The organism is Streptomyces sp. NPDC025721, assembly GCF_055558595.1.
Window position 1 is genome coordinate 87,457 of record NZ_JBVHMF010000029.1, and the last position, 19,212, is coordinate 106,668.

Genomic DNA, 19,212 nt, shown 5'->3' on the forward strand with positions numbered 1-19,212 from the left:
TGCCCGGCCCTCACGCCCCCGCGTCCGGCGTCTCGTCCTTCCCCGACCACGGATCGCTCAGCCACAGCTCGTCCCGCGTGGTCGGGGCGAGCAACCGGCTGAGGCCGTCGTCCATGCCGAGCTGCTCGTGCTCGGTGCCCGGCGGCACCACCCGCAGCGTCCGCTCCAGCCAGGCCGCGACCGGCGACGAGGGCGCCTCCAGCAGCGCGTTGCCGTCGGGGGAGCTGAGGGCCAGACAGATCACGCTGCGGCCGTTGACCTTCGTCGGCCAGATCCGCACGTCACCGTGACCGCACGGCCTGAACACCCCCTCCACGATCAGCTCGCGGGCGAAGGTCCAGTTCACGGGGGCGTCGGAGCCCACGTGGAAAGTGATGTGCACGGCAAAGGGATCATCCGTGCGATAGGCCAGCCTGGCGGGTACGGGGATGCTCCGCTCCGGCGACAGCACTAGCTGCATTTCCAGTTCGCGTTCCACCACGGTGTGCATCGACTCGACATCCTTTCCTCGGCGCGGCAGCCCCATTTCGCGTTCCGCGTGTTCCGCGGTGTCTTCGGTGACGCGCAGCGGGTGCTGCGCCGGGGCCTGCACCAGGAGAGAGCGCGTACCACTCCAACCATTACGCGGGTTCGCGGGATTCGGTTCAAATTTCCTGAAGCACGGGCACGAGGGGGCGCGTACGGGTAAAGACAAGTACGCCCTCCGAAGCCGGGCGGTGCGGGGAACGGCGGTCACGCCGGGCCCGCGCGTCTGGTAGATGTGGACGTCACAAACCCCCCAGACCGAGCAGATACGGATTCCGTGAACCATGAGCGCACCCACTTCTGGCTCCTCCGGTTCCTCCTCCGCGTCCCCGGCCCCGGGCTACTACCCTGACCCCTCGGTCCCGAACTACATCCGCTACTGGAACGGCTCCACCTGGGTGCCGGGTACGAGCCGGCCCGCGCCCGCCGCGGGTGAGGCGCCGGTTCCGTCCCCGTCCCCTTCTTCTTCCCCTCCGCCCGCCCCGGCGATGGACGAGTCCGGGCCAATGTTCCTCGACGAGGACCCGGGGGCGCCGCACTCCGACTTCGGTACGCCGGCGCCCGCTGCGGCCCCGGCGTCCGCCCCGGAGCCCGCTCCTTCCTGGCCCCGGCCCGCCGGGCAGGAGCCCGGCGCCGAGCCGCCGCGGATCTCCTGGGGCGCCGCGGGCACGGCCGCCGCGCCGGGCGTGCCCGCGCAGCAGCCTCCGCCCGCCGCCGAGCGGCCCCAGCCGCGGACACCGCCCCACCAGCCGCAGGTCCACGCCCAGCCTCAACCGCACGCCCAGCCGCAGCCGCAGGCCGCCCCCCAGCCCCAGCCGCAGCCGCAGGCCCAGCCGCAGCCTCAACCGCAGGCCGCGCCCTGGGCGCAGCAGGTGCACCATCTGGCCCGGCAGTCTGCGGGGGAGCAGGAGCGGCCCGCGGGCGAGGAGCGCCCGGCGCCGTGGCGGCCCCCGGCCGGTGACCCGTTCCTGAGCATGATCTCGGCGCAGGGTCGGCCGGGCGCGCTGGTGCGGCGGTTCGCGGCGCGCGTGCTCGACACGGTGCTGTTCTGCGCGGTGACCGCCGCCGCGGCCGTACCGCTGGGCACGGCCGCGTACCACCACATCCACACGAAGGTGGACGACGCGAAGCAGAGCGGCGAGACCGTGAAGGTGTGGCTGATCGACGGCACGACGGGCCTGGAGCTGGCCGTGGTGCTGCTGGTGGCGGTCCTGGCGGGCCTGCTGCTCGAAGTGCTGCCGACCGTCAAGTGGGGGCGCACGCTGGGCAAGAAGCTGGTGGGCCTGCGGGTGCTGGACGTCGAGGCGCAGATCCCGCCGGCCTTCGGCCCGAGCCTTCGCCGCTGGCTGACCCACACCGTGCTGGACGTCCTGGTCGTCGGCGTCGTCGGCCTCGCCTGGTGCCTCTTCGACCGCCCGTGGCGCCAGTGCTGGCACGACAAGGCCGCGCGGACGTTCGTGGCGGCCGACTGAGGTCACGTCCGTGGGGGCGTACGTCCGCGCCGATGCCGTACGTCCGGGGCGGCGCCGTACTCCGAACGGAGTCCGCAGCGGGCGGGCGGCCGGTGTCCGGGTTTGACTCGGGACATGAGTACCGATCAGCCAGCGCCCGGTTCCCCCCAGGACCCCTTCGCCAAGCCGCCAGGCGACCAGGCAGGCGGCCCGTACAACGGCGCCCAGGGCACCCCGCCGCCGGGCAATCCGTACGGCGGCGACCCGTACGGCGGCGGTCCCGCCACTCCGGGCGGCCCCGGCGGCTCCGACAACCCCTACGGCGGCGGTCCCGGCGGTCCGGCGAATCCGTACGGCGGGGGCGGTCCCGGCGGTCCGGGAAACCCGTACGGCGGCGGTCCCGGCGGGCCCGGGGACCCCAACAACCCCTACGGCGGCGCCCCGCAGGACCCGCTGGCCGGGATGCCGCCGCTGGCGGACGGCGGCAAGCGCGTGCTGGCCCGCGTCATCGACGTGATCATCGTGCTGATCCCGGCCGGTCTGCTGGACTGGGCGGCGGGCGGCACCGACAACTTCAGCAGCGGCAAGTCGGCGGTCGGCGGCGCCTTCTTCGCGGTGCTCGGCTTCCTCTACGAGTGGTTCATGACCCGGTCCACCGGCCAGACGGTGGGCAAGAAGCTGATGAAGCTGCGCGTGGCGATGCTGGAGAACGGCAGCGTGCCCACCTCCGCGGCGGCGGGGCTGCGCGCGCTCGTGCTGTGGCTGCCCGCCTTCTGCTGCAGCTGCGTCTGGTTCGTGATCCTCGGCATCACGGTGCTGTTCGACAAGCCGTACAAGCAGGGGCTCCATGACAAGGCCGCCAAGACGGTGGTCGTCCAGACCGCCTGACGGGCCGGCGGCCGGGCGGAAGGGCGCCGCACACGCCCTGTACCGCCACCCGGATGGCTGATTGACTGAGCGTCATGAGTGCAGACCAGCCGTCCGGGATGGCCCCGCTCGCCTCCCTCGGCCAGCGGTTCCTGGCCCGGGTCGTCGACACCGCGATCCTGATCGTCCTCGACGTGCTGCTCAGCGCGGCGGTGTTCGGCGGTGATCTGTCCAATCCAGGTGACGCGGGCCGCGGCAAGGAGATCCTCGCGGGGGCGGCGACCTTCATCGCGTACTTCCTCTACGAGGGCGCCATGACGGCCGCCCGCGGGCAGACCCTCGGCAAGATGCTGCTGCGGATACGCGCGGCGCGCCTGGAGGACGGCGCGGTCCCCGGCGGCGTCGGCTGGACGCGGGCCGCGGTCTACGCGCTGCCCGGCGTCCTCGTCACGATCCTGATCGGCCCGCTCTTCTGGCTGCTCAACTCCCTGTGGTGCACCTGGGACAAGCCGTTCCGGCAGTGCCTGCACGACAAGGCGGCCAGGACCGTGGTCGTGGCCGCCGTCTGACGCGGTGCAGCGGTGCAGCGGTGAAGCGGTGCAGCGGTGCAGCGGACGAGTGCTGGAGCGATGAAGCGGTGGCGCCGTGAAGGCCGAAGCGCCGAAGGGCCGAAGCGCCGAAGTGCCTTCAGCGGTGACATGCGGTGCGGGTCTTCCGCGCGAGTCCGCGCCGGGCCTCAGCGTCGTAGTGACGCCTCGCTGACCCGCGACGACTCGCGTACGCCGCGACCGCCGGCGGCCCGTGGGAGCGGGCGCTGTGCGGGGGACGGTTGGGCGCCGGACTCGGCGGCGGGAACGGTGGAACCGGTAGAGGCGCTGGGCCGGGCCTGGGCGGACCGCACCCGGGCGGCGAAGGGCAGGGTGACGGTCACCGCGACGAGCAGGCCCAGGATCAGTCCCGCCGCGCAAATGACGGCGACTCCCACGCCGGACCGTGCGTCCGACAGCAGGAGCATCGCGAAGGTGGACAGGACAACGGTCAGGGAACCGTAGGCGAGTTGCGCGGTCGTAGGACGTGGCATTGGGGGAATCCGTCCTCGGTAGCGGGCTGGCTCTACGCTTCGGCATGCCCGGCCCGAACATGGGGTAAGCGTGACCTAACCCACGGTGCGGAGCACGAGGGGGCGCACGGGGTCGCAAGCGTGTCAGGCGTCTCATCCTGCGGACGCCGGTGTCCGTCAACGCCCGGACGGCGGCGGCCGGTTGGTGTGACCTGTGGGTCCGCTGAGCGGTGCCGGGAAACCGGTAAACGTACTGGCCTGCCATGCTCAAGTCAAGATCTGTTTTTTCTCCCGTCACTCCGATGCAATGGCCTTTCTCAAGGGGAGGTCAAAAATCTTGAAAACGCAGCGGAGGATCACCACACCCGCCGCCCTGGCCCTCGCGATAGCCGTGTTGGGCGTCACCGCGGTCACCACCGCGGGGGCGTACGCGGCTCCCGCCGAGAAGGGGCAGCCCGCACCCGTGGCCAGCCACGATCCGGCGGAGAACCAGGCCCACGATCTGCCGGGCCCGTTCAGCGAGAAGCAGTCGGCCGAGCGTACGGCCGCGCTTCAGCAGGTCGTGAACGGCGACGCGACCGTGCAGCAGCGCGGCGGCTCGAAGGTCGTCCAACTCGGCTCCGGCAAGGGCAAGAAGAGCAAGTACGTCGAGCTGGGCCGCGAGCAGACCGACAAGATCTTCACGATTCTTGTCGAGTTCGGCGACCAGGTCGACAACACCACGACGTACGACCCGGACGGCCCCGACGGCCCGCAGCCGCCGGTCGTGAAGTACGGCGGCGACCCGGGCCCCGCGCACAACACCATCGCCAAGCCGGACCCGAAGAACGACAACAGCACGGCCTGGCAGGCGGATTACAACCAGCAGCACTTCAACGACCTCTACTTCTCGCACGACGCGAAGAAGGAGTCGCTGGCGAAGTACTACGAGAAGCAGTCCTCGGGCCGCTACTCGGTGGAGGGCGAGGTCTCCTCCTGGGTCAAGGTGCCCTGGAACGAGGCCCGTTACGGCTCCAACTACTGCGGCGCCAGCACCTGCTCCAGCGCCTGGGACCTGATCCGCGACGCCACCACCGCGTACGTCGCCGACCAGAAGGCCCAGGGCCGCACCGACGCGCAGATCAAGGCGGACCTGGCCCAGTACGACCAGTGGGACCGCTACGACTACGACGGCGACGGCAACTTCAACGAGCCCGACGGCTACATCGACCACTTCCAGATCGTGCACGCGGGCGAGGACGAGTCCGCGGGCGGCGGCGCCCAGGGCACGGACGCGCTGTGGGCGCACCGCTGGTACGCCTACGGCACCGACGCGGGCCGCACGGGCCCGGCCGACAACAAGTCCGGCGGCACCCAGATCGGCAACACCGGCGTCTGGATCGGTGATTACACCCTCCAGCCGGAGAACGGCGGACTCGGCGTCTTCGCGCACGAGTACGGCCACGACCTCGGCCTGCCCGACGAGTACGACACCACGTACGTCGGCGAGTCCAGCGTCGGCTTCTGGTCGCTGATGTCCTCCGGCTCCTGGATGGGCACCGGCAAGGACTCGATCGGCGACCTCCCGGACGACATGAGCGCCTGGGACAAGCTCCAGCTCGGCTGGCTCAACTACGGTACGGCCAAGGCCGCTTCGCGCTCGACGACCAAGCTGGGCGTCGCCGAGTACAACACCAAGGACAAGCAGGCGCTGATCGTCTCGCTGCCCGACAAGGCGGTCACCACCGCCATCACCGCGCCCGCCGAGGGCAGCAAGCAGTGGTGGAGCGGCAGCGGCGACAACCTGTCCAACACCCTGACCCGCTCGGTCGACCTGACCGGCAAGTCCTCGGCGTCGCTGGCCCTCAAGGGCTGGTGGGACATCGAGGAGGGGTACGACTACCTCTACACCGAGGCGTCCGCCGACGGCGGGGCCACCTGGACCGCGCTCGACGGCACCGCCAACGGCAAGTCCATCCCGCGCGACGGCGGCGGCACCCCGGCGCTGACCGGCACCAACGGCGCGTACCAGGACCTGTCCTTCCCGCTGAACGCCTACGCGGGCAAGCAGATCCAGCTCCGCTTCCGCTACCTGACCGACGGTGGCGTGGCCCAGCAGGGCTTCGCGGCCGACGCGATCTCGGTCACCGCGGACGGCGCGACCGTCTTCACCGACGGCGCCGAGACGGACGACAACGGCTGGACCGCCAAGGGCTTCTCCCGGATCGGGGCGTCGTTCACCAACGACTACCCGCAGTACTACATCGCGGAGAACCGGCAGTACGTCTCGTACGACAAGACGCTGAAGACCGGCCCGTACAACTTCGGCTGGACGAGCACCCGGCCGGACTGGGTCGAGCACTACCCGTACCAGAACGGTCTGCTGGTCTGGCTGTGGGACACCTCGCAGGCCGACAACAACGTCGGCATCCACCCCGGCACGGGCCAGATCCTGCCGATCGACGCCCACGCCAAGGCGGAGAAGTGGTCGGACGGCAGCGTGATGCGCAACCGCATCCAGGCGTACGACTCGCCGTTCAGTTGGTTCCCGACCGACGGCTTCACCGTGCACACCAACGGTGTCGCCACCAAGGTCAAGGCGAAGCTCGGCAACCCGGTCTTCGACGACCACTACGGCTCCTACTGGGACGCCGCGAACCCGACCGGCGGGGTGAAGGTGCAGGACACCAACACCCGGATCACCATCGTCGGTGAGGTGCTCGACGGCAGCACGATGACCCTCCAGGTCGGGCCGGCGCACCGCTGATCACCGGGCCGATCACCGGGCTGATCACCGCGCTGATCACCGGGACGGTCACCGCACGAAGATCGTCCTGATCGGGTCGCACCCGCTGTGACCTGCTGTTTCATCCGGGTTCATCCCGCGTTCGGCCGTCGTCCTCTGGTGGGCGGCGGCCGAACGGCTGATGATGTGACCATGGCGGTCGGTGGATTCACCAAGCTCCCGGGCGGCACGGTCGTCGTCGCACTCGGCCTGCCGCATCCGGCGTGCCCCGAACGCACGGTACGGGTCGTGGTGCACGCCCAGAACCGGCAGCGCGCCCTCACCCGGCTCAGCAACCTCGGCTTCCGCGGCGCCCGGCTCACCGGCAACGCCGAGCCGCCCACGCCCGACGAGGTCACCGCGGTCCTGCACCACCCGGACGGCCTGGTCTGGCGCGAATACCGCGGCAAGGGGGACGTCGGCGCCAGCACCGAGCTGTGGCACCCGATCTCGGCGCTGAACCGTACTCCGCGCTAGTTGAACCGTACTCCGCGCTAGCCGGCGACCACCGGGGCGCCGGTCAGCTCCACGCCCGCCTCGCGCAGCTCCACCAGCGCCCGGTCGGTCGTCGTGGGCGCCACGCCCGCGGTCAGCGAGAGCAGCACACGGGTCGTGAAGCCGTCGCGTACGGAGTCCAGCGCGGTCGCCCGCACGCAGTGGTCGGTGGCGATGCCCACCACGTCCACCTCCGTGACGCCGCGCTCGCGCAGCCAGCCGGTCAGCGCCGCGCCGTTCTCGTCCAGGCCCTCGAAGCCGCTGTACGCCGCCGCGTACGCCCCCTTGTCGAAGACCGCGTCCACCGCGCCGGAGGCGACCGCGGGCGCGAAGTTCGGGTGGAACCCCGCGCCCTCCGTGCCCGCGACGCAGTGCACCGGCCACGACGTCACGAAGTCCGGCCGGTCCGAGAAGTGCGAGCCCGGGTCGATGTGGTGGTCCCTGGTGGCGACGACGTGCCGGTAGCTGCCCGCCGACTCCCCGATCAGGTCCGTGATCGCCGCGGCCACGTCGGCCCCGCCGGTCACCGCGAGGCTGCCGCCCTCGCAGAAGTCGTTCTGCACGTCGACGACGATCAATGCGCGGTGCATTTTGCCCTTCCGGCGGAAAGTGTGGAAACGGTCCCGAGCCTAGGGGTGCGCTCCCCCCAACGTAAGACGTTGCCCTCCCCGCTGCGCGGGGAACCGCGCGCTCAGCCGTCGACGGGCCGCTCGCGCGGTTCCTCGCGCCCCTGAGGGGGCGCCCCCGCGGGGGTCACATCAGTTCGGTGGGGAGGACGGGCTCGCCGCGGGAGAGCTGGGTCGCGGAGAGGGGAAGGCCCGCGCGAGCGGTGATGTGGCGGGCGCGGGCGGAGTCGAGGGGCTCGCGGCCGATGACCTCGCCGTGGCGGACGAGGGGGACGAGGAGCTGGCGGTCGGCGAGCTCGGGCGGCACGGCCCCGGTGCCGACCACCTCGGCGGCGGCGACGCCGTCCTCGTCGAGCCGCCGGGCGGCCCACTTGCGGCCGCCGACGCTCGTCTTGCCGCCGAGGGACTTCTTGGCGACGGAGACCAGCGGCTCGTCGGGGTCGTCGGAGGTGGCGCGGGCCACGAGCTTGTAGACCATCGAGCAGGTGGGGTGCCCGCTGCCGGTGACCAGGGAGGTGCCGACCCCGTAGGCGTCCACGGGCGCGGCGGCCATCGAGGCGATGGCGTACTCGTCCAGATCGGAGGTCACGATGATCTTCGTGTCCTTGGCGCCGAGGTTGTCGAGCTGCTGGCGCACCCGGTAGGCGAGCAGCAGCAGGTCGCCGGAGTCGATCCGGACCGCTCCCAGCTCGGGCCCGGCGATCTCCACGGCGGTGCGCACGGCGCTGGTGAGGTCGTACGTGTCCACCAGCAGCGTCGTGCCGCGGCCGAGCGCGTCCACCTGGGCGGTGAACGCGTCGCGCTCGGTGTCGTGCAGCAGCGTGAAGGCGTGCGCGCTGGTGCCGATGGTCGGGATGCCGTACCGGAAACCGGCGGCGAGGTTGGAGGAGGAGCCGAAGCCGCCGATGTACGCGGCCCGCGAGGCGGCCACCGCGGCCAGCTCGTGGGCGCGCCTGGCGCCCATCTCCATCAGCGGACGGCCGCCCGCGGCCACCGCCATCCGGGAGGCCGCCGCGGCGATCGCCGAGTCGTGGTTGAGGATCGACAGGATGACCGTCTCCAGCAGCACGGCCTCGGCGAAGGTGCCCTCGACGCGCAGGATCGGCGAGCCGGGGAAGTACACCTCGCCCTCCGGGTATCCCCAGATGTCGCCGGTGAAGCGGTAGCCCGCCAGCCAGTCGAGGGTCGCGGAGTCCACCACGCCCTCGCGCTCGAGGAATTCCAGCACGGGTTCGTCGAAGCGGAAGTTCTCCACCGCGTCGAGGACCCGGCCGGTGCCGGCGACCACTCCGTAGCGGCGCCCCTCGGGCAGCCTGCGGGTGAACGCCTCGAAGACCGAGCGGCGCTGCGCGGCGCCGCTGCGCAGGGCGGCCCGCAGCATCGTCAGCTCGTACCGGTCGGTGAACAGGGCGGTGGACGGCACGTCCACCGGCAGTCCCAGGTCTGCTGTGCTCATGGCGAGGATGCTACCCCCAATACTCGTCAGAGTGACGATTTCTCGGGGCAAGTGTGCGGCGCCGCACACCGGCGGATTCCGCGCGGGCGCAAAACCCCCCATTCGGCGGTGCCGCGCACGCCCATTTGTGCGAGGCACCACAGGAGCGGCAGCATGGAACCTGTGAGTGTCGCGCCAGTAGAAGTCGAGCGTCCCGAAGCGAGCGAAGCGCCTTTCGAGGTTCCCGCGCCGGACGTGCCGTGGGTGACCCTCGTCCACAACGACCCCGTCAACCTCATGAGCTACGTGACGTATGTCTTCCAGACCTACTTCGGGTACTCGAAGGGCAAGGCCAAGAAGCTGATGGAAGACGTCCATTACAAGGGCCGCGCCGTGGTGTCGACCGGCACCCGCGAGGAGATGGAACGCGACGTGCAGGCGATGCACGGATACGGCCTGTGGGCCACCTTGACGCAGGACCGCTGATGGGCCGCCGCGCCCGTGCGGGCTACTTCGAGCGGGTCCGCGGCGGCGGCGCCGCGATCGAGCTGGACACGGTGGAGATCTCCATCCTCCGCAGCCTCACGGCGCAGTTGCTCGAACTCGTCGGTCCGGGCAGCCAGCCCGCGGAGGCCGACGACGACCCGCTGGCCGCGCTCTTCGCCGACGGCCCCACCAAGCCCCCGGAGGACCCGGCGCTGGCCCGGCTCTTCCCGAGCGCGTACGAGGAGACCGCCGACGCCGCCGAATTCCGCCGCTTCACCGAGAACGACCTGCGCGCCCGCAAGCGCGAGGACGCCCTCGCCGTGCTGCGCGCGCTGGACGCGGGCGGCCCGCTGATCCGGCTCAGCGCCGACGAGGCCCGCCAGTGGCTCGGCACGCTCAACGACCTGCGGCTGTCCATCGGCGCCCGGCTGGAGGTCAGCGAGGACGAGCGCAGCGAGCTGTACCACCTGCCGGACGAGGACCCGCGCAAGCCGCTGATGCTCGCCTTCCAGTGGTTCGGCCTGCTCCAGGAGACCCTGCTCGAAGCCCTCACCTGAGCCGCGCCCGGCCCTCGCCTGAGCCGCGCCCGAGCCGGGCCCGAGCCGCGCCCACCCGCCCCCGGCCCGTATCCGCCCCTCATCCGGCCCGCACCCGACCTGACGGACCGTCGGCCGCCGACGGGCGGCGCCGTACCGCACGTGGTACGAATCCGGCATGACGGACGTGTCGGACGTGACGGGTGGAACGGACGGGCGGGACGGGGCGGGCGAGGCCCCGGCGGGGGACGAGGGGTACGCGCGCGGCCTCGGCAGCCGCCAGATCCAGATGATCGCCATCGGCGGCGCGATCGGCACCGGCCTGTTCCTCGGCGCGGGCCGCGCGATCCACCAGGCGGGCCCCGGCCTGGTCCTGATGTACGCCGTCGCGGGCGTCGCCATCTTCGTCATCATGCGCGCGCTCGGCGAACTCCTCACCTACCGCCCGGTGTCCGGCTCCTTCGCCGACTACGCCCGCGAATTCCTCGGCCCCTTCGCGGGCTTCGTCACCGGCTGGACGTACTGGCTGATGTGGGTGGTCACCGGCATGGCCGAGGTCACCGCCGCCGCCACCTACCTCGCGTACTGGTGGCCCTGGATTCCGCAGTGGACCGCCGCCCTCGGCTTCCTCGTCCTGCTCTTCGCGGCCAACCTGATCTCCGTGCGGCTCTTCGGCGAGGTCGAGTTCTGGCTGTCGATGGTGAAGGTCACCGCCATCGCGGGCATGATCCTCATCGGCGTCGGCGTCCTCACCCTCGGGGTGTCCGCGGCCGGTGACACCGCCTCGGTCGGCCACCTGTGGCGCGACGGCGGCGTCTTCCCCAACGGCGTCGGCTCCTCGCTGCTCACCCTCCAGATCGTCATGTTCGCCTATCTGGCCGTCGAACTCGTCGGCGTCACCGCGGGCGAGGCCGAGAACCCCCGCGAGACGCTGCCCAAGGCCATCAACACCCTTCCCTGGCGCATCGGCCTGTTCTACGTCGGCGCGCTCGCCGTCATCCTCTGTGTCGTCCCCTGGACCGAATTCCGGCCCGGCGTCAGCCCGTTCGTGGCCGCCTTCGCCCGGATCGGCATCCCCTTCGGCGCGGGCATCGTCAACTTCGTGGTGCTCACCGCCGCCCTGTCGTCCTGCAACTCCGGGATGTACTCCACCGGGCGCATGCTCCGCGACCTCGCCGTCAACGGCCAGGGCCCGCGGGTCTTCACCCGCCTCACCGCCCGCCGCACCCCGGCCACCGGCACCCTGGTCTCCGTCGCCCTGATGGGCACCGGCGTGTGGCTCAACTACGTCGACCCCGCAGGCGCGTTCACGTACATCACCGCCTTCGCGACCGTCGCCGCCGTCTGGACCTGGGGGGTGATCCTCGCCTCGCACATCCGCTACCGCGCCGCGGTCAAGGACGGGCGCGCGGCGGCGGCCTGGTTCACCGCGCCCGGCGGCGCCGTCGCCAGCTGGCTCGCGCTCGCCTTCCTCGTCCTGGTGCTGGTGCTGATCGGCGCCGACGCCGAGGCCCGGATCTCGCTGTACGGCGTCCCGCTGTGGCTCGCGCTCCTGGCCGGCGGCTACGCGCTGCTCAAGCGGCGCAATCCGGCCGCCTTCGCCCGCAGGGCCCACCTGGCGCCCGCCCCCACCCCCGCCGCCGCGACCGCGACCACCGGGCCGTGAGCGCCGCGACCGCGACCACCGGGCCGTGAGCGCCGGGCCCCGACCACCGGCCCGTGACCGCGCGGCCCCTGTTATTTTTCCCGCATGCTCACCATCACCCAGGACCTGTACGACCGGATCGTCGCGCACGCCGAGGCCGACGCCCCCGACGAGGCGTGCGGGGTCGTCGCGGGCCCCGAGGACAGCGACCGCCCCGAGCGGTTCGTGCCCATGCTGAACGCGGCCCGCTCACCCACCTTCTACGAGTTCGACTCGATGGAGCAGCTCCGGCTCGACAAGGAGATGCGGCAGCGCGGCGAGGAGCAGGTGGTGATCTACCACTCGCACACCGCGACCGAGGCGTACCCCTCCCGTACCGACATCTCGCTCGCCCAGGAACCCGGCGCGCACTACGTGCTGGTCTCGCTCGCGGAGGAGTTCCAGTTCCGCTCGTTTCGCATCGTGGACGGTGTCGTCACCGAAGAACCCGTACAGGTCGTGGACTCCTACGTCTGACGGTCCGGATCGTGGGACGGCCGTCTCGGCCCACCAGGGGGAATCGATACGATGACCCCATGGTTCTCTTCGACGTGAGTGACAAGGCGCCGGGCACGCTGCTCGTGGCGCGGCTGCACGTCGACCTGTGCCGCCGCACCAGTGCGGCGTGTCAGGGCGTCTGACCACCCGCGCCCGCTTCCGCACGCACCCCGCACGACCGCTGAAGCACCGCAGCCCCGCCCCGCCCCTGTCGTCGTACGCACGCACTCACTGGAGCGCAGTCATGGCCATCGAGGTCCGCATCCCGACCATCCTCCGCACCTACACCGACGGCCAGAAGGCCGTCGAAGGCGCCGGGACCACCCTGGACGAGCTGTTCGCGGACCTCGACACCCGGCACGCGGGCCTGCGCGACCGCGTCGTGGACGGCGGCGAGCTGCGCCGCTTCGTGAACGTCTACCTCAACGACGAGGACGTCCGCTTCCTCGACGGCATCTCCACCAAGGTCGCCGACGGCGACAGCGTGACGATCCTCCCGGCAGTGGCCGGCGGCGCGCGCTGATGCGTTACGACAGTTCGCTGGCGGCGGTCGGCAACACCCCGCTGGTCCGCCTGCCGCGCCTGTCGCCGTCCGACGAGGTGAGCGTCTGGGCGAAGCTGGAGGACCGCAATCCGACCGGCTCGGTCAAGGACCGCCCGGCCCTGCACATGATCGAGCAGGCCGAGGCGGACGGCCGCCTCACGCCCGGCTGCACCATCCTGGAGCCCACCTCAGGCAACACCGGCATCTCGCTGGCCATGGCCGCCCGCCTCAAGGGCTACCGGATCGTCTGCGTCATGCCGGAGAACACCTCCTCCGAGCGGCGCGAGCTGCTGGCCATGTGGGGCGCGGAGATCATCTCCTCACCGGCCGCGGGCGGCTCCAACACCGCGGTCCGGGTCGCCAAGGAACTGGCCGCCGAGCACCCCGACTGGGTGATGCTCTACCAGTACGGCAACCCCGCCAACCCGGCCGCGCACTACGCCACCACCGGCCCGGAGATCCTCACCGACCTCCCCACCATCACCCACTTCGTCGCCGGTCTCGGCACCACCGGCACCCTCATGGGCGTCGGCCGCTTCCTGCGCGAGAAGGTGCCGGGAGTCTCCGTCGTCGCCGCCGAGCCGCGCTACGACGACGTCGTCTACGGCCTGCGCAACCTCGACGAGGGCTTCGTGCCCGAGCTGTACGACGAGTCCGTGCTCACCACCCGCTTCTCCGTCGGCTCCGAGGACGCGGTCCGCCGCACCCGCGAACTCCTGTCGCAGGAAGGCATCTTCGCCGGGGTCTCCACCGGCGCGGCGCTGCACGCCGCCCTCGGCGTGGCCGCCAAGGCGCACCGCGCCGCCCAGCGCGCCGACATCGTCTTCATCGTCGCCGACGGCGGCTGGAAGTACCTCTCGACCGGCATCTACACCGCCGAGTCCACCGAGGCCGCCGTCGCGGCCCTGCACGGCCAGCTCTGGGCCTGACCGCTCGTCGGCCGGCCCGTCCGGCGTTCCAGGACACCCCCCGGTGCGCGGGGGCCCGCGTTGGTGTTCGGCAACCGGCCCCGCGGCCCCCCGTACTGGTGATTCCGCCCACAACGAGGTGCGGGAGAGGCGCGTGAGGACCCCCCGCGCCTTACCCTCTCAAGACATGGCGGACCGTCCCGCCAATCCCCCCACTCCAGCCGGAATGGGGTGATCTGTGGCGCGCCCACGGAGGTGTTTCCAGGAATGAAGCTCACCGTCGTCGGCTGCTCGGGGTCGTTCCCGTCCGCGGAATCGGCTTGTTCGAGCTACCTCGTCGAGGCCGACGGCTTCCGGCTGCTGATCGACATGGGCAACGGCGCCCTCGGCGAACTGCAGCGTCACTGCGGCCTGTACGACCTGGACGCCGTACTGCTCAGCCATCTGCACGCCGACCACTGCATCGACATGTGCGGCTACTTCGTGGCCCGCTACTACCGGCACGACGGCGGCCCCGCCGCCCCGATCCCGGTCTACGGCCCCGAGGGCACCGAGCGCCGTCTGAGCATCGCCTACGGCGACGTGCCGGACGAGAAGTGCATGAGCGAGGTCTTCGACTTCCGCACCCTGGAGCCCGGCGCCTTCCGCCTGGGCCCGTTCGGCATCACCACGGACCTGGTCAGCCACCCGGTCGAGGCGTACGGGTTCCGTATCGAGTACGAGGGCAGCACGCTGGCGTACTCCGGCGACACCGGCCCCTGCGCCGCCCTGGACGGGCTCGCGGACGGCGCCGACCTCTTCTTGTGCGAGGCGTCCTTCACGCACGGCAAGGAGGACATCCCCGAGCTGCACCTCAACGGCCGCGAGGCCGGGGAGGCCGCCGCCCGCGCCCGCGCCGGACGCCTGGTCCTCACCCACATCCCGCCGTGGACCAACCCCTCGGTCAACCTGCGTGACGCCAAGTCCGCCTTCGAAGGTCCGGTCGAACTCGCCGTCTCCGGCGCGGTCTACGAACTCTGACCGGAACGCGGACGGCGGGCCCGTAACCGTATCCGGTCCCGGACCCGCCGCGGGTGGCTGAACTGTCAGCGCCCGTAAGTCACTTGGTGATGTCCTCGATCTCCTCCTCGGGCTCGCGGCCCGGGGTGGGGATGTTGAACTTGACGATCGCGAACCGGAAGACGAAGTAGTAGATCGCTCCGAAGACCAGGCCGATCGGGATGATCAGATACGGCTTGGTGGCGAGGTTCCAGTTCAGCGCGTAGTCGATGAAGCCCGCGGAGAAGGTGAAGCCCGCGTGCACGCCCAGCGCCCAGGTGATGGCCATCGACGCTGCGGTCAGCACGGCGTGGATCGCGTACAGCAGCGGCGCGATGAACATGAACGAGAACTCGATCGGCTCGGTGACGCCGGTCACGAACGAGGTCAGGGCGAGCGAGAGCATCATGCCCATGACGGCCTTGCGGCGCTCGGGGCGCGCGGTGTGCGCCATGGCCAGCGCGGCGGCGGGCAGGCCGAACATCATGATCGGGAAGAAGCCCGCCATGAACTGGCCCGCGGTCGGGTCGTGGGCGAAGAACCGGGTCAGGTCGCCGTGCACGATCGTGCCGGAGGCGTCCTTGAAGTCGCCGATCTGGAACCAGGCGACGGAGTTCACGAACTGGTGCATGCCGACCGGGATCAGACCGCGGTTGATCAGGCCGAACAGGCCGGCGCCGACCGCGCCGAGGCCGGTCATCCACTCGCCGAAGTTGCTGATGCCCTCGCCGATCGGCTTCCAGACCAGGCCGAAGAAGACACCCATGCCGGTGCCGACGAAGGCCATGATGATCGGGACGAGGCGGCGGCCGTTGAAGAAGCCGAGCCAGTCGACCAGCTTGGTGCGGTGGAAGCGCTGCCACAGCACGGCGGCCAGCAGACCCATCAGGATGCCGCCGAGGACACCGGGGTTGTTGTACGTGGCCGCAACGTCGACGCCCTTGTTGGCGGTGGTGTTGACGACCGCGTCGGTGACCGGGAACGCCTGGAGGACCCGGCTGTAGACCAGGAAGCCGACCAGGGCGGCCAGCGCGGTGGAGCCGTCGGACTTCTTCGCGAAGCCGATGGCGACGCCTATGCAGAACAGCAGCGGCAGGTTGTCGAAGACCGCGCCGCCGGCCTCGGCGAAGACGGTCGCGACCTTGCCCCAGCCCAGACCGTCGGCGCCGAAGACGTCGGGCTGGCCGAGCCGGAGCAGGATGCCCGCGGCCGGCAGGACGGCGATCGGGAGCTGGAGGCTCCGTCCCACCTTCTGCAGACCCTGGAACAGGCCGGAGCCCCGCTTCTTCGCGGGAGCCGCCGCGCCGGTGGCCGTACTCATCAGATTCCTCCTGGTGAGGCGGGCGCATGGAAGGGGACGGCCCGCCGCCGTGGTCTATACCACTCAGTGGTGTAGACCAGTTTTAACACGTGAGGGAGGCGTAAAGGAATCCATGATTCCGGATCGTTGCGTGTGCCGTGAGTCACACGCTGGGTGACATGACAAAAGCCCCCAAGTCCGGGGACTTGGGGGCTTTTGCGACGCCGAATCGTTACTTTACGTTGCCCTGCTCCAGCTCGGCCTCGATCTCGTCCGGCTCCCGGCCCGGCGTGGCCAGGTTGAACTTCACGATCACGAAGCGGAAGAGCGCGTAGTAGACCACGGCGAAACACGCGCCGACGATCAGCAGCAGCCACGGTTTGGTGGCCAGGTTCCAGTTCAGGCAGTAGTCGATCAGACCGGCCGAGAAGCTGAAGCCGTCCTTGGCGCCCAGCCCCCAGCAGACCGCCATCGAGACGCCGGTCAGCACCGCGTGGAAGGCGTACAGCAGCGGTGCGATGAACAGGAAGGAGTACTCGATCGGCTCGGTGATCCCGGTGACGAACGACGTCAGGCCGACCGAGAGCATCATGCCGCTGATCTCCTTGCGGCGGTGCGGTTTGGCGGTGTGCGCGATGGCCAGCGCGGCGGCGGGCAGCGCGAACATCATGATCGGGAAGAAGCCGGTCTGGAACTGCCCGGCCGTCGGGTCGCCCGCCAGGAAGCGCGGGATGTCGCCGTGCACGACCGTGCCGTCCGGCTTGGTGAAGTCGCCGAACTGGAACCACACGAAGGTGTTCAGGAACTGGTGCAGACCCACCGTGAGCAGCGCGCGGTTGGCGACACCGAAGATGCCCGAGCCTATCGCGCCGAGGTCCACCAGCCACTTGCTGAAGCTGGTCAGCGCGTCGCCGATCGGCGGCCAGACCCAGGTGCAGATCACCGCGAAGACGATCGCGACCCCGGCCATCATGATCGGCACCAGGCGGCGGCCGTTGAAGAAGCCGAGCCAGTCGACGAGCTTGGTGCGGTGGAAGCGCTGCCAGAAGTACGCGGTCAGCAGCCCGAGCACGATGCCGCCGAAGACACCGGGGTTCTGGTACGTGGCCGCCGCCGCCGTACCGTCCTTGGCGATGCACGCGCCCGCCGACAGTACGGTGCCGGGCCCGCAGTCCTTGGGGAACTGGTGCAGCACGCCGTTGTAGACCAGGAAACCGGCCACCGCGGCGAGCGCGGTCGAGCCGTCGGACTTCTTGGCCATGCCGATGGCCACACCCACGCAGAACAGCAGCGGCAGACCGATCGAGCCGTCCAGCAGCGCGCCGCCCGCGCCGACGAAGACCTTGGCCACCCGGTCCCAGCCGAGGCCGTCGGCGCCGAAGACGTCCGGCTGGCCCAGCCGGTTCAAGATGCCCGCGGCGGGCAGGACGGCGATCGGCAGCTGGAGGCTGCGGCCCATCTTCTGGAGCCCTTGGAACAGCACGCTCAACCAGGGTTTGCGGGGCGCCGCGGACGCGGTGGCCGAACTCATTCGGTGTCCTCCCTGACTGCTGCCTGCGGGCGTTCGCGTACAGTGGCCGTACATTGGTTTAGACCACTTGTGCGCAGGCGGCGCCCGTCCGGCAGGGGGGCGCCGCTGAGCGCCATGGTGGTCCACCCGGGGGTCAACCGCCCGTGAAGTTGGGCCAACCGTGCGTTACCGTGACATATCGGACTCACGGTGGGTCAGGGAAACAGGAGACAAGAGATGGCCAGCAAGGCTGAGAAGATCGTCGCCGGTCTCGGCGGACTCGACAACATCGAAGAGGTCGAGGGCTGCATCACCCGGCTGCGCACCGAGGTACGGGACCCCTCCCTCGTCGACGAGGCCGCCCTCAAGGCCGCGGGCGCCCACGGCGTCGTCAAAATGGGCACCGCCATCCAGGTCGTCATCGGCACCGACGCGGACCCGATCGCGGCGGACATCGAAGACATGATGTGACGCGGCGCCCGCGCTGAACGTCCGAGGACCGCGTCACTCCCGTGGCGCGGTCCTCCCCGTTCCCGCCGACGGCCGTGGGCCGGGCCCCCGGCGGGCCCCGCGGTCCCGGACCCACCCGGTCCTGCGCGGCGGCCTCACCCGGATAGGCTCACGCGCATGTCACGATTCGACGGCCGCACCCCTGACCAGCTCCGCCCCGTCACCATCGAGCGCGCGTGGAGCAAGCACGCCGAGGGCTCCGTCCTCGTCTCCTTCGGCGACACCCGCGTGCTCTGCACCGCCAGCGCCACCCAAGGCGTACCCCGCTGGCGCAAAGGCAGCGGCGAGGGCTGGGTCACCGCCGAATACTCCATGCTCCCGCGCGCCACCAACACCCGCGGCGACCGCGAATCCGTCCGCGGCAAGATCGGCGGCCGCACCCACGAGATCTCCCGCCTGATCGGCCGCTCGCTGCGCGCCGTCATCGACTACAAAGCCCTCGGCGAGAACACCGTCGTCCTCGACTGCGACGTCCTCCAGGCCGACGGTGGCACCCGCACCGCCGCCATCACCGGCGCCTACGTCGCCCTCGCCGACGCCGTCACCTGGATGCAGACCAACCGCCTCATCCGCGCCAAGGCCCAGCCCCTCACCGGCACCGTCGCCGCCGTCAGCGTCGGCATCGTCGACGGCGTCCCCCTCCTCGACCTCGCCTACGAAGAAGACGTCAAGGCCGAAACCGACATGAACGTCGTCTGCACCGGCGACGGCCGCTTCGTCGAGGTCCAGGGCACCGCCGAAGGCCAGCCCTTCGACCGCGCCGAACTCGACGCCCTCCTCGCCCTCGCCGTCAACGGCTGCGCCGACCTCACCGCCGCCCAGCAAGCCGCCCTGGCGGCCACCGCCTGAACCCCGCTCGACCACCCTCCCGGCGGCTGCCGCGTGTTGACAGCTCCGCGCGCCGCACCCGCCGGGAGGCGCGGCCACGGGGGAGGGGGCGCGTGAACCGTCGTCACACGACCGCCTCAACGGCCA

The 19,212-nt window shown here is 71.0% G+C and carries 21 protein-coding genes; 15 read left to right on the forward strand and 6 right to left on the reverse strand.

Annotated features, from left to right (window positions below; translation table 11 throughout):
• Nucleotides 1-10: 10 nt before the first annotated feature.
• Nucleotides 11-490, reverse strand: a complete 480-nt coding sequence (locus ACZ4EF_RS30760) for an SsgA family sporulation/cell division regulator (RefSeq protein ID WP_355343286.1) — start codon at nt 488-490, stop codon at nt 11-13.
• Between the two features lie 319 nt (nt 491-809).
• Here ACZ4EF_RS30760 and ACZ4EF_RS30765 point away from each other — a divergent pair, with 319 nt between their 5' ends.
• From ACZ4EF_RS30765 to ACZ4EF_RS30775, 3 genes are all read left to right on the forward strand, one after another.
• Nucleotides 810-1,997, forward strand: coding sequence for an RDD family protein (locus ACZ4EF_RS30765; protein ID WP_467346901.1), 1,188 nt, complete (start codon nt 810-812; stop codon nt 1,995-1,997).
• Between the two features lie 114 nt (nt 1,998-2,111).
• Nucleotides 2,112-2,864 (forward strand): RDD family protein, encoded by a 753-nt coding sequence (locus ACZ4EF_RS30770; RefSeq protein ID WP_355343063.1) that lies wholly within the window; start codon nt 2,112-2,114, stop codon nt 2,862-2,864.
• A 74-nt stretch (nt 2,865-2,938) separates the two neighbouring features.
• On the forward strand, nt 2,939-3,412 hold the full coding sequence (locus ACZ4EF_RS30775; RefSeq protein WP_355343066.1) for an RDD family protein: 474 nt from the start codon (nt 2,939-2,941) through the stop codon (nt 3,410-3,412).
• Between the two features lie 167 nt (nt 3,413-3,579).
• Here the strand turns inward: ACZ4EF_RS30775 and ACZ4EF_RS30780 are convergent, their stop codons facing one another.
• Nucleotides 3,580-3,924, reverse strand: coding sequence for a hypothetical protein (locus ACZ4EF_RS30780; RefSeq protein ID WP_467507339.1), 345 nt, complete (start codon nt 3,922-3,924; stop codon nt 3,580-3,582).
• Nucleotides 3,925-4,240: 316 nt separating this feature from the next.
• Between ACZ4EF_RS30780 and ACZ4EF_RS30785 the strand changes: the two genes are divergently transcribed.
• The gene (locus ACZ4EF_RS30785; protein WP_467507341.1) at nt 4,241-6,649 is read left to right on the forward strand and encodes an immune inhibitor A domain-containing protein; all 2,409 of its coding nucleotides are present in this window, start codon (nt 4,241-4,243) and stop codon (nt 6,647-6,649) included.
• A 171-nt stretch (nt 6,650-6,820) separates the two neighbouring features.
• Nucleotides 6,821-7,144, forward strand: a complete 324-nt coding sequence (locus ACZ4EF_RS30790) for a hypothetical protein (protein WP_355343075.1) — start codon at nt 6,821-6,823, stop codon at nt 7,142-7,144.
• Nucleotides 7,145-7,161: 17 nt separating this feature from the next.
• On the opposite strand, the gene ACZ4EF_RS30795 is transcribed toward ACZ4EF_RS30790, so the two are convergent.
• A complete protein-coding gene (locus tag ACZ4EF_RS30795) occupies nt 7,162-7,752 on the reverse strand; it encodes an isochorismatase family protein (RefSeq protein WP_355343078.1) in 591 nt (196 codons plus the stop codon).
• Nucleotides 7,753-7,915: 163 nt separating this feature from the next.
• A complete protein-coding gene (locus tag ACZ4EF_RS30800; RefSeq protein ID WP_467507344.1) occupies nt 7,916-9,244 on the reverse strand; it encodes a nicotinate phosphoribosyltransferase in 1,329 nt (442 codons plus the stop codon).
• Nucleotides 9,245-9,397: 153 nt separating this feature from the next.
• On the opposite strand from ACZ4EF_RS30800, the gene clpS reads away from it, so the two are divergent.
• The 8 genes from clpS (at nt 9,398) to ACZ4EF_RS30840 (ending at nt 14,899) form a co-directional block, all read left to right on the forward strand.
• On the forward strand, nt 9,398-9,709 hold the full coding sequence (clpS, locus tag ACZ4EF_RS30805; RefSeq protein WP_391047118.1) for an ATP-dependent Clp protease adapter ClpS: 312 nt from the start codon (nt 9,398-9,400) through the stop codon (nt 9,707-9,709).
• Entirely contained in the window at nt 9,709-10,266 is a 558-nt protein-coding gene (locus ACZ4EF_RS30810; protein ID WP_391047204.1) for a DUF2017 domain-containing protein, read from the forward strand. The genes clpS and ACZ4EF_RS30810 overlap by 1 nt, the downstream gene beginning before the upstream one ends.
• 157 nt (nt 10,267-10,423) lie before the next feature.
• Nucleotides 10,424-11,911, forward strand: a complete 1,488-nt coding sequence (locus ACZ4EF_RS30815) for an amino acid permease (protein WP_467507346.1) — start codon at nt 10,424-10,426, stop codon at nt 11,909-11,911.
• A gap of 84 nt (nt 11,912-11,995) precedes the next feature.
• Nucleotides 11,996-12,406, forward strand: a complete 411-nt coding sequence (locus ACZ4EF_RS30820; RefSeq protein ID WP_355343087.1) for a M67 family metallopeptidase — start codon at nt 11,996-11,998, stop codon at nt 12,404-12,406.
• Nucleotides 12,407-12,465: 59 nt separating this feature from the next.
• On the forward strand, nt 12,466-12,570 hold the full coding sequence (locus ACZ4EF_RS30825; protein ID WP_467507348.1) for a putative leader peptide: 105 nt from the start codon (nt 12,466-12,468) through the stop codon (nt 12,568-12,570).
• Between the two features lie 101 nt (nt 12,571-12,671).
• Nucleotides 12,672-12,950, forward strand: a complete 279-nt coding sequence (locus ACZ4EF_RS30830; RefSeq protein WP_188282154.1) for a MoaD/ThiS family protein — start codon at nt 12,672-12,674, stop codon at nt 12,948-12,950.
• Nucleotides 12,950-13,900: a PLP-dependent cysteine synthase family protein gene (locus ACZ4EF_RS30835; protein WP_467507350.1), complete on the forward strand. Its 951-nt coding sequence runs from the start codon at nt 12,950-12,952 to the stop codon at nt 13,898-13,900. Before ACZ4EF_RS30830 ends, ACZ4EF_RS30835 begins: the two co-directional genes overlap by 1 nt.
• Nucleotides 13,901-14,146: 246 nt before the next feature.
• A complete protein-coding gene (locus ACZ4EF_RS30840; protein WP_355343095.1) occupies nt 14,147-14,899 on the forward strand; it encodes an MBL fold metallo-hydrolase in 753 nt (250 codons plus the stop codon).
• A gap of 79 nt (nt 14,900-14,978) precedes the next feature.
• Here ACZ4EF_RS30840 and ACZ4EF_RS30845 read toward each other — a convergent pair whose 3' ends face one another.
• Nucleotides 14,979-16,238: a PTS transporter subunit EIIC gene (locus ACZ4EF_RS30845; protein WP_391117287.1), complete on the reverse strand. Its 1,260-nt coding sequence runs from the start codon at nt 16,236-16,238 to the stop codon at nt 14,979-14,981.
• 211 nt (nt 16,239-16,449) lie between these two features.
• A complete protein-coding gene (locus ACZ4EF_RS30850) occupies nt 16,450-17,748 on the reverse strand; it encodes a PTS transporter subunit EIIC (protein WP_355343101.1) in 1,299 nt (432 codons plus the stop codon).
• A gap of 216 nt (nt 17,749-17,964) precedes the next feature.
• On the opposite strand from ACZ4EF_RS30850, the gene ACZ4EF_RS30855 reads away from it, so the two are divergent.
• Nucleotides 17,965-18,198, forward strand: a complete 234-nt coding sequence (locus ACZ4EF_RS30855) for a PTS sugar transporter subunit IIB (protein WP_188282159.1) — start codon at nt 17,965-17,967, stop codon at nt 18,196-18,198.
• Between the two features lie 156 nt (nt 18,199-18,354).
• Nucleotides 18,355-19,086, forward strand: coding sequence for a ribonuclease PH (gene rph / locus ACZ4EF_RS30860; RefSeq protein ID WP_355343104.1), 732 nt, complete (start codon nt 18,355-18,357; stop codon nt 19,084-19,086).
• Nucleotides 19,087-19,212 lie beyond the last annotated feature (126 nt).

What these genes read in the sequence shown, in the direction of transcription:
- ACZ4EF_RS30760 (WP_355343286.1), bottom strand. Translation starts at nt 490, where the DNA reads ATGCACACCGTGGTGGAACGCGAACTGGAAATGCAGCTAGTGCTGTCG.
- ACZ4EF_RS30765 (WP_467346901.1), top strand. Translation starts at nt 810, where the DNA reads ATGAGCGCACCCACTTCTGGCTCCTCCGGTTCCTCCTCCGCGTCCCCG.
- ACZ4EF_RS30770 (WP_355343063.1), top strand. Translation starts at nt 2,112, where the DNA reads ATGAGTACCGATCAGCCAGCGCCCGGTTCCCCCCAGGACCCCTTCGCC.
- ACZ4EF_RS30775 (WP_355343066.1), top strand. Translation starts at nt 2,939, where the DNA reads ATGAGTGCAGACCAGCCGTCCGGGATGGCCCCGCTCGCCTCCCTCGGC.
- ACZ4EF_RS30780 (WP_467507339.1), bottom strand. Translation starts at nt 3,924, where the DNA reads ATGCCACGTCCTACGACCGCGCAACTCGCCTACGGTTCCCTGACCGTT.
- ACZ4EF_RS30790 (WP_355343075.1), top strand. Translation starts at nt 6,821, where the DNA reads ATGGCGGTCGGTGGATTCACCAAGCTCCCGGGCGGCACGGTCGTCGTC.
- ACZ4EF_RS30795 (WP_355343078.1), bottom strand. Translation starts at nt 7,752, where the DNA reads ATGCACCGCGCATTGATCGTCGTCGACGTGCAGAACGACTTCTGCGAG.
- ACZ4EF_RS30800 (WP_467507344.1), bottom strand. Translation starts at nt 9,244, where the DNA reads ATGAGCACAGCAGACCTGGGACTGCCGGTGGACGTGCCGTCCACCGCC.
- clpS (WP_391047118.1), top strand. Translation starts at nt 9,398, where the DNA reads ATGGAACCTGTGAGTGTCGCGCCAGTAGAAGTCGAGCGTCCCGAAGCG.
- ACZ4EF_RS30810 (WP_391047204.1), top strand. Translation starts at nt 9,709, where the DNA reads ATGGGCCGCCGCGCCCGTGCGGGCTACTTCGAGCGGGTCCGCGGCGGC.
- ACZ4EF_RS30815 (WP_467507346.1), top strand. Translation starts at nt 10,424, where the DNA reads ATGACGGACGTGTCGGACGTGACGGGTGGAACGGACGGGCGGGACGGG.
- ACZ4EF_RS30820 (WP_355343087.1), top strand. Translation starts at nt 11,996, where the DNA reads ATGCTCACCATCACCCAGGACCTGTACGACCGGATCGTCGCGCACGCC.
- ACZ4EF_RS30825 (WP_467507348.1), top strand. Translation starts at nt 12,466, where the DNA reads ATGGTTCTCTTCGACGTGAGTGACAAGGCGCCGGGCACGCTGCTCGTG.
- ACZ4EF_RS30830 (WP_188282154.1), top strand. Translation starts at nt 12,672, where the DNA reads ATGGCCATCGAGGTCCGCATCCCGACCATCCTCCGCACCTACACCGAC.
- ACZ4EF_RS30835 (WP_467507350.1), top strand. Translation starts at nt 12,950, where the DNA reads ATGCGTTACGACAGTTCGCTGGCGGCGGTCGGCAACACCCCGCTGGTC.
- ACZ4EF_RS30840 (WP_355343095.1), top strand. Translation starts at nt 14,147, where the DNA reads ATGAAGCTCACCGTCGTCGGCTGCTCGGGGTCGTTCCCGTCCGCGGAA.
- ACZ4EF_RS30845 (WP_391117287.1), bottom strand. Translation starts at nt 16,238, where the DNA reads ATGAGTACGGCCACCGGCGCGGCGGCTCCCGCGAAGAAGCGGGGCTCC.
- ACZ4EF_RS30850 (WP_355343101.1), bottom strand. Translation starts at nt 17,748, where the DNA reads ATGAGTTCGGCCACCGCGTCCGCGGCGCCCCGCAAACCCTGGTTGAGC.
- ACZ4EF_RS30855 (WP_188282159.1), top strand. Translation starts at nt 17,965, where the DNA reads ATGGCCAGCAAGGCTGAGAAGATCGTCGCCGGTCTCGGCGGACTCGAC.
- rph (WP_355343104.1), top strand. Translation starts at nt 18,355, where the DNA reads ATGTCACGATTCGACGGCCGCACCCCTGACCAGCTCCGCCCCGTCACC.